The sequence below is a fragment of the Erwinia sp. L03-1 genome (assembly GCF_058686115.1).
Genome location: NZ_CM178762.1, coordinates 2,670,288 through 2,686,262, shown reverse-complemented (window position 1 = coordinate 2,686,262; position 15,975 = coordinate 2,670,288). Strand labels below are relative to the sequence as shown.

16 protein-coding genes and 1 pseudogene are annotated in these 15,975 nt (G+C 45.2%); 11 read left to right on the top strand and 6 right to left on the bottom strand.

The window, feature by feature from the left end:
- The first annotated feature begins 170 nt into the window (after window positions 1-170).
- On the top strand, window positions 171-1,082 hold the full coding sequence (locus AC4PCC_RS12365) for a restriction endonuclease (RefSeq protein WP_492124716.1): 912 nt from the start codon (window positions 171-173) through the stop codon (window positions 1,080-1,082).
- Between the two features lie 198 nt (window positions 1,083-1,280).
- Here AC4PCC_RS12365 and AC4PCC_RS12360 read toward each other — a convergent pair whose 3' ends face one another.
- Entirely contained in the window at window positions 1,281-2,348 is a 1,068-nt protein-coding gene (locus AC4PCC_RS12360) for a topoisomerase (RefSeq protein WP_492124715.1), read from the bottom strand.
- 305 nt (window positions 2,349-2,653) lie between these two features.
- Entirely contained in the window at window positions 2,654-6,283 is a 3,630-nt protein-coding gene (locus tag AC4PCC_RS12355; protein ID WP_492124714.1) for a DEAD/DEAH box helicase, read from the bottom strand.
- A 432-nt stretch (window positions 6,284-6,715) separates the two neighbouring features.
- On the opposite strand from AC4PCC_RS12355, the gene AC4PCC_RS12350 reads away from it, so the two are divergent.
- The 3 genes and pseudogenes from AC4PCC_RS12350 to AC4PCC_RS12340 all read left to right on the top strand — a co-directional run bounded on the left by AC4PCC_RS12350 (window position 6,716) and on the right by AC4PCC_RS12340 (window position 9,295).
- Window positions 6,716-7,345 carry a hypothetical protein gene (locus tag AC4PCC_RS12350; protein WP_492124713.1) on the top strand — a complete coding sequence of 210 codons (630 nt, stop codon included), beginning with the start codon at window positions 6,716-6,718 and terminating at the stop codon, window positions 7,343-7,345.
- 566 nt (window positions 7,346-7,911) lie between these two features.
- A pseudogene (locus tag AC4PCC_RS12345) lies at window positions 7,912-8,322 on the top strand (tyrosine-type recombinase/integrase); the annotation flags it as partial.
- The gene (locus AC4PCC_RS12340; RefSeq protein ID WP_492124712.1) at window positions 8,300-9,295 is read left to right on the top strand and encodes a DUF4238 domain-containing protein; all 996 of its coding nucleotides are present in this window, start codon (window positions 8,300-8,302) and stop codon (window positions 9,293-9,295) included. The pseudogene AC4PCC_RS12345 and the gene AC4PCC_RS12340, both read left to right, overlap by 23 nt.
- Before the next feature lie 219 nt (window positions 9,296-9,514).
- Here AC4PCC_RS12340 and AC4PCC_RS12335 read toward each other — a convergent pair whose 3' ends face one another.
- Genes AC4PCC_RS12335 through AC4PCC_RS12325 form a run of 3 tightly spaced genes read right to left on the bottom strand, consistent with a single transcriptional unit; the run spans window position 9,515 to window position 10,782 of the window.
- Window positions 9,515-9,850: a hypothetical protein gene (locus AC4PCC_RS12335; protein WP_492124711.1), complete on the bottom strand. Its 336-nt coding sequence runs from the start codon at window positions 9,848-9,850 to the stop codon at window positions 9,515-9,517.
- Window positions 9,851-9,880: 30 nt separating this feature from the next.
- Window positions 9,881-10,240, bottom strand: a complete 360-nt coding sequence (locus AC4PCC_RS12330) for an acyl-CoA dehydrogenase (RefSeq protein WP_492124710.1) — start codon at window positions 10,238-10,240, stop codon at window positions 9,881-9,883.
- 14 nt (window positions 10,241-10,254) lie between these two features.
- Window positions 10,255-10,782, bottom strand: coding sequence for a hypothetical protein (locus tag AC4PCC_RS12325; protein ID WP_492124709.1), 528 nt, complete (start codon window positions 10,780-10,782; stop codon window positions 10,255-10,257).
- Between the two features lie 190 nt (window positions 10,783-10,972).
- Between AC4PCC_RS12325 and AC4PCC_RS12320 the strand changes: the two genes are divergently transcribed.
- The 5 genes from AC4PCC_RS12320 (at window position 10,973) to AC4PCC_RS12300 (ending at window position 14,021) form a co-directional block, all read left to right on the top strand.
- Complete coding sequence (locus tag AC4PCC_RS12320) at window positions 10,973-11,347, top strand: helix-turn-helix domain-containing protein (RefSeq protein WP_022645563.1); 375 nt, start codon at window positions 10,973-10,975, stop codon at window positions 11,345-11,347.
- 269 nt (window positions 11,348-11,616) lie between these two features.
- Window positions 11,617-12,009: a DUF2787 family protein gene (locus AC4PCC_RS12315; protein ID WP_492127509.1), complete on the top strand. Its 393-nt coding sequence runs from the start codon at window positions 11,617-11,619 to the stop codon at window positions 12,007-12,009.
- A gap of 120 nt (window positions 12,010-12,129) precedes the next feature.
- Window positions 12,130-12,591 (top strand): hypothetical protein, encoded by a 462-nt coding sequence (locus AC4PCC_RS12310; protein ID WP_492127508.1) that lies wholly within the window; start codon window positions 12,130-12,132, stop codon window positions 12,589-12,591.
- Between the two features lies 1 nt (window position 12,592).
- Window positions 12,593-13,045 (top strand): RadC family protein, encoded by a 453-nt coding sequence (gene radC, locus AC4PCC_RS12305; protein ID WP_492124708.1) that lies wholly within the window; start codon window positions 12,593-12,595, stop codon window positions 13,043-13,045.
- Between the two features lie 46 nt (window positions 13,046-13,091).
- Window positions 13,092-14,021: a tyrosine-type recombinase/integrase gene (locus AC4PCC_RS12300; protein ID WP_492124707.1), complete on the top strand. Its 930-nt coding sequence runs from the start codon at window positions 13,092-13,094 to the stop codon at window positions 14,019-14,021.
- A gap of 16 nt (window positions 14,022-14,037) precedes the next feature.
- Here AC4PCC_RS12300 and AC4PCC_RS12295 read toward each other — a convergent pair whose 3' ends face one another.
- Window positions 14,038-14,613, bottom strand: coding sequence for a hypothetical protein (locus AC4PCC_RS12295; RefSeq protein WP_492124706.1), 576 nt, complete (start codon window positions 14,611-14,613; stop codon window positions 14,038-14,040).
- A 223-nt stretch (window positions 14,614-14,836) separates the two neighbouring features.
- Between AC4PCC_RS12295 and AC4PCC_RS12290 the strand changes: the two genes are divergently transcribed.
- Together AC4PCC_RS12290 and AC4PCC_RS12285 are read left to right on the top strand one after the other, a co-directional pair.
- A complete protein-coding gene (locus tag AC4PCC_RS12290) occupies window positions 14,837-15,028 on the top strand; it encodes a helix-turn-helix transcriptional regulator (RefSeq protein WP_492124705.1) in 192 nt (63 codons plus the stop codon).
- A gap of 8 nt (window positions 15,029-15,036) precedes the next feature.
- Complete coding sequence (locus AC4PCC_RS12285) at window positions 15,037-15,864, top strand: hypothetical protein (RefSeq protein WP_492124704.1); 828 nt, start codon at window positions 15,037-15,039, stop codon at window positions 15,862-15,864.
- The last annotated feature ends 111 nt before the right edge of the window (window positions 15,865-15,975 follow it).

The window sequence follows — 15,975 nt, the reverse complement described above, 5'->3', positions numbered from 1 at the left end:
TCTGCTTTGAGCGAGAAGAGGACATTTCGATATCATTAACTTGTGAAGTCTGTTTAGCCTTATTCACTCAGAAAATCGTAAACGGATATAGACAAATATGCTAGTGTCATGAAATAAAAATCAAATAGTTCATATGCAATGATTGGGAGACAATGATGGCAAGAGATATAATGATGGATTATCCGCTGCCCGCCTACTGGCAGGACTTTGAAAGACTGACATGCGAATTGTGCCGTGCGCTATGGGATGATCCAGGCACGCAGCGGCACGGAAGAGCTGGGCAGGCTCAGGGAGGAATTGATATATCTGGTCGTGATAATAATCATAATGGTCAGAGAGTTGTGGTTCAGTGTAAAAAAAGGGTGTGGAAAACTGTAGCTTCAAAGGAAACACCAGCTAGCTCTCTTACAATTCAAGAAATTAATGATGAAATAAAAGAATTCATTAATTCAGGGAAAATAGCTGATCGTTATGTTATTGCAATTACTGGGTTGCGGGATAAATCACTTCAGAATCATGTTGACTCCATAAATGACTCTAAAGTTAATACTTTTGAAGTAAATATCTGGTTCTGGGATGAATATTGCGAATGGCTAAGTGAAAACCCTAAAATAGAAGCAAAATATTATCACGATATTGTTAAGTTCCGCAGTGAATATAGCTCTGAAGAATTGTTCTGTGAAATGCTCCATTCTGCTTTTGATCGACCTGCCTTTCATACTGAATTCTATTGTGAAAACAATATAGACAACTTTTTGCAGGCACTTGAGAGTATTCAACAAGCATTAACTACAGGAAATCTTGTGAACCGAGAGGGGCATGTACAAAATCAGGTTCGCATACCCGATAAAAAAACATTACCTCTTGAATATCAACAACTAAAGAAAAAAATTCAAAATCTAAGGGATTATACTGCGCAGGAGGTACGTGCAGGCGCTATCATGCAACAGAATGAATGGTTAATCATTAGTAATAGTGTCATTATAGAAAAGATGAATGAATTTAGAATAGAAATCATACATCTACTAAACAATATTCTAGACCATTATGGGGTTGAATTTTTTTCATTAGAAGCATATTAATTTGTGGCTGGTTTTTAGATTCTTTGGGGCAGCAATGTCAGCAATGTCCGCTTCTTGCACGACGTGGACGATTGTGTAGAGCCTGATGGTCCGTTTTGAGCGATGAGCGGACCTTAAGCTTCAACTATTACAGACCTGAAACCCGAACTACAACATCAATTATTATTTCCTTATGTCCGCAACCCCTATATTATACGGTCAAAAGAACTCTTCCATTATCATAAATGATAACTGAGTGCCTAGTCTTTCAGGTTTTAAATGTGGGGCTATATGATTATCAAATAATTTTTTGCAATCTGCTAATTCGTTATCTGGGTAAATTAATGTATAAACACCATGCTTATTAAAATACTCTCTATGTTTAGACATTTCCTTTGAAAAATTATCAGCGGCCATTTCATTGATTTCTTTTTGTGTTAGGCCTTTTATCTTATGAAGATAACCGTGTGAAGACCATGGGGATAACTCAAACCCTACACGACTTAGTGTATAAGGGTTAGTAATCATGAAGTCTAAACGATATTTATGTTGTTTCTCCCGCCCACGATACCTGAACTCTGGAATCATCAAAGGAACAGATAATTGATCATCTGAGTTTCTAACAAAGTCATTATAATAGCCGGAAATCTCATACTCATATTTAGATCCAGAATTGCGAACTAATACATTACGGAAAAATGTTAGGTATTCTTCAACACTATCGAATTCGATCTTTTCGTTTTGACCGGGGATAACTAACCCAGTGGTTAATACATGACCTATCGTCCAGTAACCCTGATTAAAAGCTCTGATCTCACTCCGATCATTTTCCCACTCCCCATTCCTGAATCGTGGCGTAACCAATAGGCCATAATTTGCATTTTGCTGACCAATCCATATTTCTGAATCATCTTCATGTGGACGATTCTTTGATAACTCATCAAAATGTTTTAAGAAGCTTCTTTTAAGAAATAGTAATAAGTAATTTTTAAAATTAACACTACTTTTGGATTGTTCATCAATCCATTCATAAGCAGGCCCTGCACCATCTTCAATTGCTTGTTTTAATCCGCTTAGCCACTTAATAGTAAACTCATTGTCAGAGTGAATTATTTCCGTTTTTAAATCAAAAAAATCATCTGTTTTACTGCCTATTTTGGCATTTAGTGAAGCCTCATTTTCTACACCTGTATCATTCAAAACAGATGGAAGTAAAACTCTTAGCTCATTCTTGATTTTTAGAATTATTCTATTGCGCGCAGACTTGTTTGGATCTCTTCTAGCCATTGATGCTACATTCCTTTTTCAATGATATAGATTGATGAACTGAACTCTCCATTCTTTCGTGTTGGGAAGGGCGGTCATCACTTTTTACATTCCTTTAAATTATCGGATTTATATAATTTTATCAATAGATTATACAATTAACGAGAGAAGAAAAATCCCAGATAGTTATGAATTCACAATAAAAACCATTAGTAACCTAGTTCGGCTAATGTCTGCATGTGGCACATACCGGCCAGCCCATTACTGAAGTAAGCCAAAAATGAGTCGCGATGCGCCCTCAACAGTGAGGGCCACCTTGGAGATTGTCAGGCTGATTGCGCCAATTGCCGATGCAGGACCTGCAGACTAGTTCCCGCCCCAGCCCATGCAGTAGCCGAGCCGACCACATACAGGTTTTGCTTGGCGCGTGAGACGGCTACATTGATTATGTTTGGCGGGCTGGCCGCCCACTGACGCGCCCTTTGCTGACTCGCTTTCGGAGCACCCAGTAGTAGGATGACCGTGTCCGCTTCTCGGCCCTGGAACGTGTGGATCGTGCCTACACGATCACGGCACCACTCATCCAATTTTGCGCCGAACGCCCGCAGTAGATCGGTCTCTCTGTCGAGACGCCGACGCATGTTCTGCTCTACGATCTTGAATGGTGTAATGATAAATACGTCCGGATTTGTAATGCCCGATGCTGCCAGCTCTTTGAGCATTCGTACAACCGCTTCGCCCTCGTCGGGGCACCATTTCGTTTCAGCATCGCCATTGATATCCACCCAGCGAGATCTCCCCAAAGCCGAGCCGATCGATCCTGGGCTTTTAGGCCCGACAGCATGGACCATCTGCCCGGCATAGGCGATGGAGTTAGAAACATCGAACATTGGGTTCTGGCAACGCCTGTGAACGAGGAGTGGCAGCCCGACTTCTCGATCGCCTACGTCCATGACGAAGGTGGATTTGAAGCGCGATGCCTGATCAGCAAGGGTCTGCGTAGATGCTGCGGGGGCAGACCATTCGATTTGGTCAATGTCAAAGAACTTGCAGATTTCGGCGTTCAGCTTTTCAGGAAGTGAAACTACAGGTGGGATTTGCAACGGGTCACCTACCACGATGGAGCGCTTTGCTCGCATGATAGCTCCAACTGCTGCCTGAGGAACGGCCTGGCCCGCTTCATCTACCAGAAGCCAGCCAAGGCTCTCTGGTGGCAGATCCCCGAACATCCCCCGAACAGAGGCGAATGTCGTGGACACGGTCGGCACGACCATGAAAAGGCTCGACCAAAGGTCGGGGAGAAGTTCACGGTGAGCGGAAGACTGGAAGGTACCAGCCACCATGCCCGACATCAATAGCCCAAGATTGTGTTGCAAGCGGCTGGCCGAAGCATCGATGAACGTTTTATGCACAGTCAGGGCAGCAGCGAAAAGATCCTCCCGCAGGCGATGAACCTCATCGGGAAGCCATGGCGCAGTCAGGTGGATAGCCTCGTGCTCGCGCTCGAAGAATCTCTCATCAACGACCCTGTCTCCCATGCGGTTTCGTGCCTGTTCCTCGGTCGTCTTCAATTTCGAAACAGCCTGATATTTGCTGGAAATTTCCTGGTCGAGTTGCTGTAACTGGGACTCAGTATTGCTCCATTTAGTCCTTGCAAGCTCCAGGGCACCGTCTGTCTCCTGCGCCTTTAAGACTGATTGCTGCAAGGTCGCTGAGAGCTTCTGAAGTGTCGATCTCCACGACTTCCAGGCCGCAGTCGCGAACAAGCGGGAAAAGAAACCTGGACGGCCAGCAAGATGGCTATCAAGCAAGATCTTGTCCTGCTCGATCTGCGACTTTGCCTTCTCATGCTCCTGTTGGCAGGATTCAGCAATCTGGTGTGCCTCTTCGGCGGCTTCATTCAGACTCGGACGACGCTGTTCCACCCTTTGAAGTTCGTTGGTCGCTCCCTTGAGCGCCTGAATATCCCGTCGCATCTCTTCGATGCTGGTGATTTCGGCGTCTACCGTCTCCTTGAGTTTAAGAAATGCGGTTCGCGCTTTCAGCCAGGCCGCAGCAGCATCCGCTTCGTTGGTGCTGGGCCGCTCCTTGACAACCACGCTGGGCATCACGCGATCGATGATTTCGCCAGTTTTTTCGTCCTTGATCTCACGCATGACGTTTATGCCGCGAGCTGCTTTCAGGTAGGTAAGGAAACCGCCGTCCTCATTCCACCAGAAACCTTGCTGGAACGCGCCTCGGTTGCTGCTCTTGCCGAGTGCTGCGGCAATCAGTCCCCAAGTTTCGACAGGGTCGGAGGGGATGTCCCCCTCGGCCTCGGCTTCGAAATAGCCAGCGCGTTTGGGGTTCGCAATCAGGTCGCTGATGGACCGGAAGTAGGCGATCTGTTCATGGCGACCATTGGCTTCCTTGAGAGGAAGCTCTTTACTAACGTTTTCGACCGCTTTGTTATTGGAGGAGGCTACGACGATCTCATGGCCCCTCAAGGATGCATGTAACTTGTAGAAGTGCAGGAATGCATTGGAACCGAATGCCAGCTTCTCGCCTGTTGTGGAAAAGGCATCCTGCGGTTTGTTGAAGCCGCACATCGCCGTGGCCCGATCAAGAATGCACCCAACGACAATATCTCGCAGAAGAGTGGTCTTTCCAGTACCCGGTGGCCCATTGACACCGATGATACCTGGAGCATCATTCAGCTCAGCACGCGCCGCATTCACGGCAGCCTGTTGAAGCAGTACCAATGGATGGCCGCCTTTCGAAGGCCAACGAGCCTGCGGTATGAGCGACGGTGCGACGAAAGGCTCAACTGCGGAAATGGGCGATAGCACGTCGATTTTTGGGTCAGGCCTGCCAATTCCCATATAGCGGCGCAAACCGGTTCCGGCTTTGCCCGCCTCGAGCAATTTGGTTACTTCACCGAGATCTTCAAGATAGAAGGAATTCAGTAACGAAGGTTCTGGCGGCGCCTTGGCCTTGAAATGATGAAACACCTTAATCGCGAATGTGGGTGGCTCAACCAAATGTTCGGGTACACCGAACTGAGATGCAAGCCATTTATAAGCGTTAAGAACGACATCCAAATCGATCGGTATTGGTTCTCCATCCTCGTTGTGGCGGCGAACTATTCGATCCAGATGCTCGATAATGCGAGGCTCAACATTCGGCCAATTCCCTAAGCTCCCAAGCTTCAGATCGAGAGCCGGCTTGAGTGCCCAGGCAAAACTGGAAACGGCAACGCCTTTGTCCTCAAGCACATAGCCTTCTTTGTCGATCAGGATCGAGCCGATGGCCGCTTTCTTACCGTCCGGGCGTGAACGCTCCTCATCCTCGCCAAAAACCTTGACCAGCTCGTCCGTCGCCTTGTCGAGAGCGATGGAGCCGAGGACGACCTCGAAATAAAGCTTATAACTGGGCTTGCTGCGGGCATTTGGTCCCCATGGAACACCACGCTCCAATAGAGCAACCCTGGAGCGGTCGCCGGTTGCCATATCCTCTGGGCGTTTATAACCTTGAGGCGACAGTGCTTCGAGGGCTGTCCATGCTGCCAGTATTGCTCGCGCATCATTCGCCTTATCTGACGGAGAGAAAGACGGGAGTGGGCCTAGATCGATTTGGTCTTTGTCGAATTGCTGTCGCATGGCAGTGTCTGGGATAGCCTTCGGTTGCAGTTGCTCTACAGCTGCAGGTGCATTGTGGGGCACAGCTTGAGAAAATTGTATGGACGCCGAATCGGGATTACATGTTGATGGGCTGGAAGCCGACATGGCGACCTCGCTGCGGTCGCTGAGTGCAGTTAGAGATTGCTCGATTTTAGACGTCAGCGTCCGCGCCCTGGCAGTGTTGCGAAAGGTCAGCTCGCTCAACAGCTGTTCAAGTTCACTAACACTGTTGCGGGACTGTTCGAAGATTGCTTCCAGATCGAAGATAGATTTTTGCGCATACTGCCGTGTCTTCATTTATTTCTGCGGCTCCATATCCCTTCAGTTAAGAGATATTATGCTAATTAGCTTGATTTCTAAAACTATTAACTTGCGCTAATGACGTAGATCCCGATCTCGGTGGGATGCTTAACTGGCTGCTTACGTGCGAAGACGCATTCTGTGCAAATCTATATAATGCAGGTTCGTTGGTATGACTTGATGGTTGAGGGATAGCCAAAGGTTATTACCTGTGAGCTTGAGGTACAGTAATAAGTTTTCGACATCTAGATAGATTTTCATTCTCGTGTCTATGAGCACATTGACTTCGTCCCTGCACATTAATGATATGCGACATATTGCCCTGGCCCTCTATACTCTTTGGCCTCTTGTTAGTAAGTAGATTTCCTTTTTCCCATTAGCTAAACTGTGCGGCTGGATTCCTCCCAGCGACCACGCGCAGAGCGAACCATGATCTACAGAAACAAACCATTTAATACTCTTTCCCGCCGTCGGCGTCGTTCCCGGACACAACACGTCAAGAATCTGATCCACTGCGAGCGTCACCGCTGCGGAGGACTGCATTATGATGATTGCGATTCTGAAAATGCAGAGGCCATTGCTGCGGGTTGGGTGTGGACCTGGAGCGATGTTATATTCTTGGGTAATTCGCCAGATGTGTACTGGAACGCGGAGATCATTACCATTGACGTAGCGCGTGCGGATATTGTGGAAAATCTGGTGTTTGAAGAAGCTCATGCCATGTTGAGCCAAAACCAGCAGGAAGATGAAGCCCGCATGGATACAACACCAAACTACAATGCGAAAGGGAAGGTGGTTAGCCATACGGTGGTAGAACGTACCCGCGTTTCTTATCCTCAATTCGGTGGATTAACCTATTTCGACTACATTGATAAACGCTTGGCCGAAGTCATGCGCGACAATCCGCCTGTAGTTACTCCTGGCTATCGCATTCAATCTGGCTATCGTAGCGGCATTGGTTTGCAAGTCATCGTGGAAGACTCGGTGCTCACTCGCGAGATAATCGACAGTGCGATCCGCTCATTTTTGGCTGGGGATATGCCCCTGGCCCCTAAGTAAACAAGATGATGAAGCAAACTCTTTGTATAGCAACTCAGCAATAAACGCTGGAATGCACCCGATGAAATCTATGGCGGCCGCATGAACGTGTGAACGTGAATTCGACCCAGTAGTAGCCCCGGATGCCACAGGAATGATTCCAGATATCAAGGCTGATACCTGATACTTTTGAATGCCACTAAAAAAAAGAACTGTGCGGCATACTGACATCTGGGGGTACTTATTGGGGTATGTTAAAAGATCGAATAAAACAAAACTATTAAAAATCAAGGTCTTTGTCCAGGTTGTTTTATTCCCATTGTCACCATTAAATTAATAATTTATAGTTTTTCATCTGCATATAATCCTGCTGCTTTCTCTCCCGCGTACTTACTGGAGTACTTATTTAGCATGACATAACTAGTACTATGTACCCGCTCTCATACAAATTCAAACCTTACAGACGTTCATTCCGTCCAGAGGGATGGGTAAGGTTCGGTTGCTGTTTTAGGTACTATAGGCAAACGTATTGCGTCTGTTCCTCTGAACGGGGGCCTTCGATTTTGAAAAAGGCATCATTCATTTACCATCTGCGAGAAACCAAAACAGGGATAGAGCGCTACGTACAGTTATCTGATCAGGCAATCGACTTTCTCAAAGTACTACGGCTTACCTCCGACAAATATCTGTTTCCTTCGCAAGCCACTAAGAAGCCAATCCAGCAGAAGTATCTAACTGAAAACTCATGGCGTTTACGTGAAAGCGGTCAAATGCTTGATATACCTCATTGGACGCCGCACGATCTGCGTCGTACAGTACGAACGGGGTTGTCTCGTTTGTAGTGTCCCAATGAGATTGCTGAGGCCGTATTGGGGCATACACGTGGCAGCGTTGAAGGGATTTATAATTATGATGCTGAGTGCCGAGAGTGGTTGCAGGTGTGGGTTGATTATTTTGATTTAGGAGATAGAATTCGTGTCAGTGCAAAGACAAAGTAAAAATCATCATTACATTCCAAAATGTTATTTAAGATCTTTCTCTCCGGATAGCTCTGAAAGTGTGTTCTATATCGACTTGATTGGTAAGGAGAAAAAGGACCCAAACATTCCAAAATATATTCCGCCCAAAGCTTGTACCTTAAGAAATGTTGAGAAATTTGGTTTTGAGGTGCATAGAAATACTGTTTTAGACTTGGAGACAGAAAGGAACGACACACGACTGATTGAGGATTTATTTGGTAAGGTTGAAGAGATTTACCCTGAAATTATGGAGTGCATTCATGATGTTACAATTGATGATTCATCCATAAATGAAGTTGATGATGATGATTTGATTCGAATGATAAATATCCTCTGCTCAATAATGTTATCTAGATTGCCTACTGTGGATGCTAGATTTTTGAATTTAAATAATGAACTACATGAATGCATGGATTATTTAAATGAACATGGTGAAAAACTCTATCATTACATGGGTGATTCGGAGAGTTTCTCTCCCCTTTTAGTTGATGAGAATTTCTTAGAACTGGCAGAATTCCTTTCTGCTGATGCTGATGCTGATGCTGATGCTGATGCTGATGCTGATGCCATTCGGAATCTTATAAGTAAGTCAGTAGTGAAGCTAGTTAAAAGGGCTGCTAGTTTTATGCCTATATTAAATGAAATGGAAATGGATGGGTTTAAGACGTATATATTAAAGTCAGATTCATCATTGCCATTCATTACCGGTGATTTTCCATTTGTGATTAATGGCGATAAAAATGCTTTATCGAATGGTTTTATCTTTGTCTTATCACCTTCATTAGCTTTGTGTCGTTCAATTAATCCCCTTGAAGATTTTAACTCTTTGAGTTTTGCAAGATATGTTAATGATGAGATTAGATCGTCAGCTAAACGGTTTTTGATATCAAATAATAAAGATGTTCTTGATGAAGTTATCGTGGAATGGCATTTGGATAATCCATTATCCTAACTGACAAAAAAGCGAGTTCAGGGATGGCGTTCTTATTAAGAGAGCGTCATGAAAAATTTATGTCAACTAAGTTAATATTTTTTGAACTTGGACCTGTAATGATGATATTAGCATTATGTCATGGCAGCCATGAAAGGGGTAGTTAGTTTCTTAGAAAGGATTTCCTTTTGGAATAAAGCATGAGTTACTTCACCCAAAAGGAACCTTCAGCTAAGGTGATTATAAGCCAGATACGTTTATATAGAACTGACCTTTCCCCTCATCAGTTTTTTGAATTTGGTAAGTTATTGGTAAAGAGTTTTGCAGACCCGGCTTTGTGAACGTTAAATCAGCAGCGCACTGATAAACATCCAGACCTGATTCATGGCTTATTGTTCTGATGTTTTCAACAGAAATACGTACATCCTTATCCAGTGTCATACCTTTCTCGATTGTCTTTCTGGTAATATCTATGACCAGATTTTTAGCATCATCACTACTGCATTTTGGCGTTTTCTCGCCACAGCCAGCCAGTAAACCAGCCGCTATTAATACCAGAAGCATTGTTCTTTTCATCTGTAGTTCCTTCGTTAATTAACTATACTTTTATTTCTTATTAAACAGACCATCCATTGCACCTGTTGCAGGGGCTCCGCAGTAAACTTCGCAACCACGTGTTATAACGCTGGTCTTGCCGTTATTCAGTTCACTGATTATTGCGACACACTGGCTGGCATTGTCATTCCAGACCCAACGATGCTTCTGTTTTTCTCCGGAAGCTATTTTCTGTGCTGTCCCATCCATATTGCATACGCCCGAACCATCCCCTGTTGAGGCATTAATGTTGAATTCAGCATTGCCTTTACCCTGATTCAGGGTTAGTACTGCTCCGGGTTTTACGTACTGCGCTGCCGCGGCAGGAAGAATTATAGCTGCCATCAATAAGGCCATCAGTTTTCTGTTCATTATTTAAATCCCTGTTAAGTAATACGGATGTTTTTGGTGATTTTTCCCAGTGCCAGCGGCCTGCGTTTTTCCACAAAGAAATAGACCACATTGAAAGCTGATTTACGGTGATTCCCTCGACCGAGAGAGGGCCAGTTACGGAAGGATTCAATCTGTTTTTCTGAATAGGGCGTGTCAGAGAAGTCAAACAGCACAAGCAAGGCTTTGCCATTGTGCTGCATCAATTTCTTTACTTCTGTACTGTTAACGGTCGCAGAGACATTGGAACGTGTAGCAGTTGGTTTACGTACTGCAAATTCAACGGCTACATCATCAATGACAAAATCAATGTAACCGTGCCCGGATACAGTTTCTGGCAGCTTGCTTATGACTTCCGGTGAGACATTATCTGCAAACCAACCCAGCAAATAGCAACGTACCAGAGGCAGTAATTCCCGCTCGCTACATTCGTTCAGACGCAGGGTTTTGACAAATTCTCGCCGGTAAAGAGAGCTGAAAAAGTGCTCAAAGCAATCCGTTAGCTCAGTAATGGTGGTTCCCACAATGTTCTCCTTTTTGCCCACCTTTGCTCTGCTGCTCAACTGAGTGGGCTTCCAATCCAGCTTAGTTGATCGGTCGCAGCTATTCTTGTCTATAAATGACGTAATAGTTAATTTTATGTCCATTAGTGATGTTCATGCAAGAGTAAAAAAGCCCCAAAATTCCTCTTATGGACGTTCTGGAGATAAAATGATGGTTAAACTGATGGCAGATTCAGCTGATAAGCTGGTAGGGCAGCGTATTCAGACCAGACGTAAAGAAGCAGGGCTAACTGCTGCCGATCTTGCAGAGACTATCGATATCTCTCAACAACAACTTTCCCGCTATGAACGCGGAACGAATAAGATCAATATTGCTCATTTAGTCAAAATTGCTGTTGCTTTAAAAACTCCAATAAGCTGGTTCTTTATTGATTGTATGGAGGATTTAAATGTTTCTGATATCCCGATTAACTATGCCACTGGGCTTGATGTTGAATTAAAACAACGTCTCGAGCAAGTCTGGAATAAGTTAGATAACCCTAAGAGGAAAAGCTTAATTATGTTTTTAGATGAGTTTATAAAATGACAACCAAAATGGTTTCTGGGTGAAATTATTTGCTTAAAAAGCATGTCCCTGGTAAAATAACATTGCTGGATAGTGTCATATTGTCCAGTAGCTGATACAAACTGATTGCCAACTTAGCATTTAATTTTATTATCCCATCGTGATGGGAGGACTTCTATCGTCTAAACAGTCAGTATGGGCAATGGTCAATTATTGGTTTTTATCATCAATTCAAATGCATATTTACCGGAATAAAAACGATGAGTGTTATCCGTCAGGAAGGGCTAGCTATGCCCGTCGATCAGGAATTAATCAATATCATATTAAATGAAGCGGGAAATCCACCGACGCATAAAGCCAAAATTATAGCCCTCAGTCTGTTATTTAAAGACCTAAGTTACAGCGCTGAAAAGGGCGGTTACCATCCTATCGAAATACGTCTTATTTCACGCAATGATGAATGGTATTTCGATTACATCACCGACTTCAGTTATATGGGGACAGTATACCCCGAACTGGAAAAGGAAATTGATATCAGCTGGAGTCAGCAATATGTCTTTCTTGCTCATGTTGGTGATCTGCCTGTTAACGCCGGAAGGGAGTTGTTTGAACTCTGGCAATCCAACTTTATTCAGTATCACGCCATGAACATCTACAACATTACCGTTCTCTGGGAAAGTTAATCCCTCCGTATTAATCATCACTACTGACATGGAGAATTATCTGTGACTGTTAACAGAGGGATACGTGCGTCTCAGCAGGGCGAACTGGACTGTCTTTGCGGTGCTTATTGCATTGTTAATATGCTGAGCTGGCTGTATGACGGCAGGGTGAAACGACGCCCGCTAATGAACCGGCTTATTCAGGCTTACCAGCAGCGCTGGCCTTTGCATGAATGGCTGACTGAAGGGATTGAAGAAGACCGTTTAGACTGGCTGATGGCGCAGGTGTTGCAGAAAGGGCATTACAGCCGCCAGTTCCCGGTTCAAATCACCAGACCCTTTGCCGGGAAGCGGGGATTAACAGATGGTCGGCTTTTCGGGGAAATGCAGCGGTTTCTTGACGTCACTGACCATTCCCGCCTGATTATGCTCAGCGACCAGTTTCACTGGTCCCTTCTGGTCAAAATAGATGAAGAAACGCTTTGTTTTTTCGACAGCAACGGGCGAACCACCATGCCCCGTAAAGCTTTCTCCCTGCGTACTGGCGTAACCCGCCGCCAGCTGTTTCCCGACGCCATTTACTTCATTGAACGGGAGTTCTGACATGACCATGTTTACTCAGCGTGAAACCCGTATCCTCGACCAAGCACGTGACATCATCTGTAGATACTACCAGCGTGGGGTTCAGCTCTGTTCCCCTGATGATGTCCGGCGGTGCGTAATGGTTGAGCTGGCACCGCTTGAACATGAAGAGTTTGGCATCATCCTGCTCGATAATCAGAATCAGCTGCTGCACCGCGAAATCCTGTTCAGGGGGACGTTAAACTCGGTCAGCGTTCACCCCCGAGAAGTTATCAAACGTGTGCTGAAACATAACGCCGCCGCAGCCATCCTTGTCCACAACCACCCCAGCGGCGAGCCTGAACCCAGCCGTTGCGATATCAAGTTGACTAAAAAGCTTCAGGAACTGCTCGAAATGCTGGATGTACGGTTGCTTGATCACTTTATCGTGGCAGGGGCTGAAACGGTGTCGATGGGTGAGCGAGGGCTGGTGTGATGCTGAAAGTTACCTGGTTTAATGTACGTTATCACGGGTTACGCGCATGAGCAGGAGTGCGTTACGTCAGGTCGTGCCGGTGGTGCAAACCACCGTCCTGGATGCGTATATTGGCGGTCTGGCTCCATCGGGGCGGCGGGGCATTACCAGCCTGTTAAACCGCAGCGCTGGCATACTTAAGCGCGGTGTGGATGCAGCAGGTTATCCATGGGAACAACTTAACTACGCCGCTGTTGCCAAAGTACGTGCGGCACTGCTGGATGACGGTTACGCCGTGTCGTCGGTGAACATGGCGCTGTCAGCACTGCGGGGCGTGGCGCAGACGGCCTTTAACCTTAACTGCATGGATGCCGAAACGCTGGCACGTATCCGATCAGTGAAGCGCGTGAGCGGCGATATCCAGCGTAAAGGAAGGGCGTTAGACAAGTCGGAAATCCGGGGGCTGATTCAGGCTGCAAAACAGCATCCGCAACCGGTACGGCGCTGTCGTGATGTCGCTATTGTGCTGACGCTTTGTGGAACGGGGCTGCGGGCAGGGGAAATGGTCAAACTTGAGCGCCGGGACTATGACAATGGCATCCTGATGGTGCGTCAGGGAAAGGGACGTAAATACCGTCAAATCCATGTGGCGGATGCAGTGGATAAGGCCATCCGCAAATGGCTGAAAGCCAGCGCAAACGAAGCTGAAAACGCACTGTTCAGCCGTATTCAGCGCAACGGGAAGACCGCCACCCAACCTCTGACAACAACCGGGTTAACGGGCATCCTAGAGCAGTTACAGCATACGTCAGGCATAGCTCGTTTTACCCCACATGATATGCGGCGCACCTTCATCACCCGCTTACTGGAGCAGGGCGTGGATATAAATACCGTACGTCAGCTGGCAGGCCACAGCGACATATCCACGACGACGCGCTATGACTACCGTGGTGATAGCATGAAAATCAGTGCCAGCAAACGGCTTGAGTGCTGGTAATTCATAATAGTCGATATCAGCGCTTCTGAAGGTCATCAATATCTTGATTGAGGATTTCTAAATCCAGCAAGTCTCTTACCTGCTGCTCCGTCCAGACCGATAAACGACTCCCCGAACCATTCAGCGTGAATGTATTAGGGGCAGGATACCCGTCAGCATGCATTTTCATTCTGATTTTAGCGATGCTTAGCCCCTTACTTTGCATGAAGCTCACAGCCTGGTAGAGATCGTATAGTTCCTGGCTTTTTGCGTTTAAAGCGGGAGTAACATCAGCTAACTGACCACCTTTCTTTTTGATATGCACTTCTTTGTAAACCTTATTGATGCAGTAGCTGACAACCCGGCTAAGTGAATCAATGTCTTTACGCCCCCCAATGTTGAGTACACCTCCCCGCTGGTCTTCGAATATTGCGGCAAGTTTTTCATAAGTGTCCTTACCTAAGTATATCTTTGTTCTTGAAAATCCCGCGTCTGTATATTTTTTCTCTTTCCTGGCTTTGTTAGCGGCATCCCTTTGGCGTTTGATGTCATAAATGTCCACGTGAACAGCATCGTATGCTGTAGTCTCGGTTTTGTTGCTGTCATTTGCCATCAATGGCCTCTCAGTACATGAATTTCTTACGAAATATTGACTATTAATTGAGCTTTTTAGAGTCGAGGACTCCTCAATGATGAGAAGCGGCTCTTAGGATTCAACTATCAGGGTTTTAGCCGGGAAAATCCAAGGATTTGTTCATTTTTAAGAGCCGCTTCTCCTGTAAACCTGATATTTCGAGTTTGATAGAATGGCGCCATCAGCTAACGGGGAGGCAAACATGAAAGAGAGCAAGTTAATTAAGATTCAAGAGGTATTAAAGCGCTGTGCCATTAGCCGGGCAACGTTATATCGCCTGATGGCCAATAAAAACTTTCCAAATCAGGTTTCGGTAACTGGAAATCGTTCCGTTGCCTGGCGAGATGAGGATATCCAGCGTTGGATTGAAGAGCGCCCAACCATAAATCAATAAGGAGAGTAATGAAAATACCACTGGCAAGGTTAAGTGATAAGAATGAAGCATTAGCCGAAGTATTACCGAAATTTGAAACAGTGGAGAAGGCCCGGGCGGAAAAGTGTCTCAGGGAAAAATCATTGCAGAAATACCAGGAGGAAATTTACAAGGATCTCTTTACAAAACTTAAAGAGTGCCATCAACTTTATCCTTGCGGGAGTGCTGCATGTCCTGAATGCTTCAGGAAACACCGACTGGAAATGATTGGAGAAGTACTAAAAATATGTAAGAAAAGCAAAAAATGGCGAAGCATCACCTTAATATTCTATCAGGATGCATTTTATGACAATGAACTGCTTCACTGGCGGCCAGATACATTAATAGCACGGCTTCGTCGCTGGTTAAATGAATGTGGCTTCTCTGGAATGGTGATCGGTGGGTTTGAAATGGATTACCACATAGATATTAAAAAGTGGATGCCCCATTTTCATCTTATCATTCCCAATGACAAGAAGGCTATAAAAAGGCTACGTATCAAGATGAAGAACAAGAACAATATGAATACGCGGGGAAATGTAATAAATCGCCCCATGCTAGTAAGTAAGTTAAAAGCCCCATTACGACAGATAAGTTATCGGTTTAAAGCTATTTGGGGGCGAATTGAGTCAGTTCAGTATGCTGAAGGTTATTTACAGGGGAGCAACGAAATAAAAAGGAAGCGATGGACTAAAAAATATCGTCTACTGAGTAAGCAATATGCTGATTCTCTGGTTAAGTTAGATTCTATTGGGGCAGCAGGATTAACATTTATGTATAAGGTAAGGAAGTATGGTGACCATTTGATATTAAAATAATGTCATGATCTATTAGCAATATGTACCAGCTGTAAACTGTTTCTGCAATTTTAAATAAAATAATAGTGTTGTGTGAGAAATCATACAGGGGAACTCTCACGCCTTAATTCT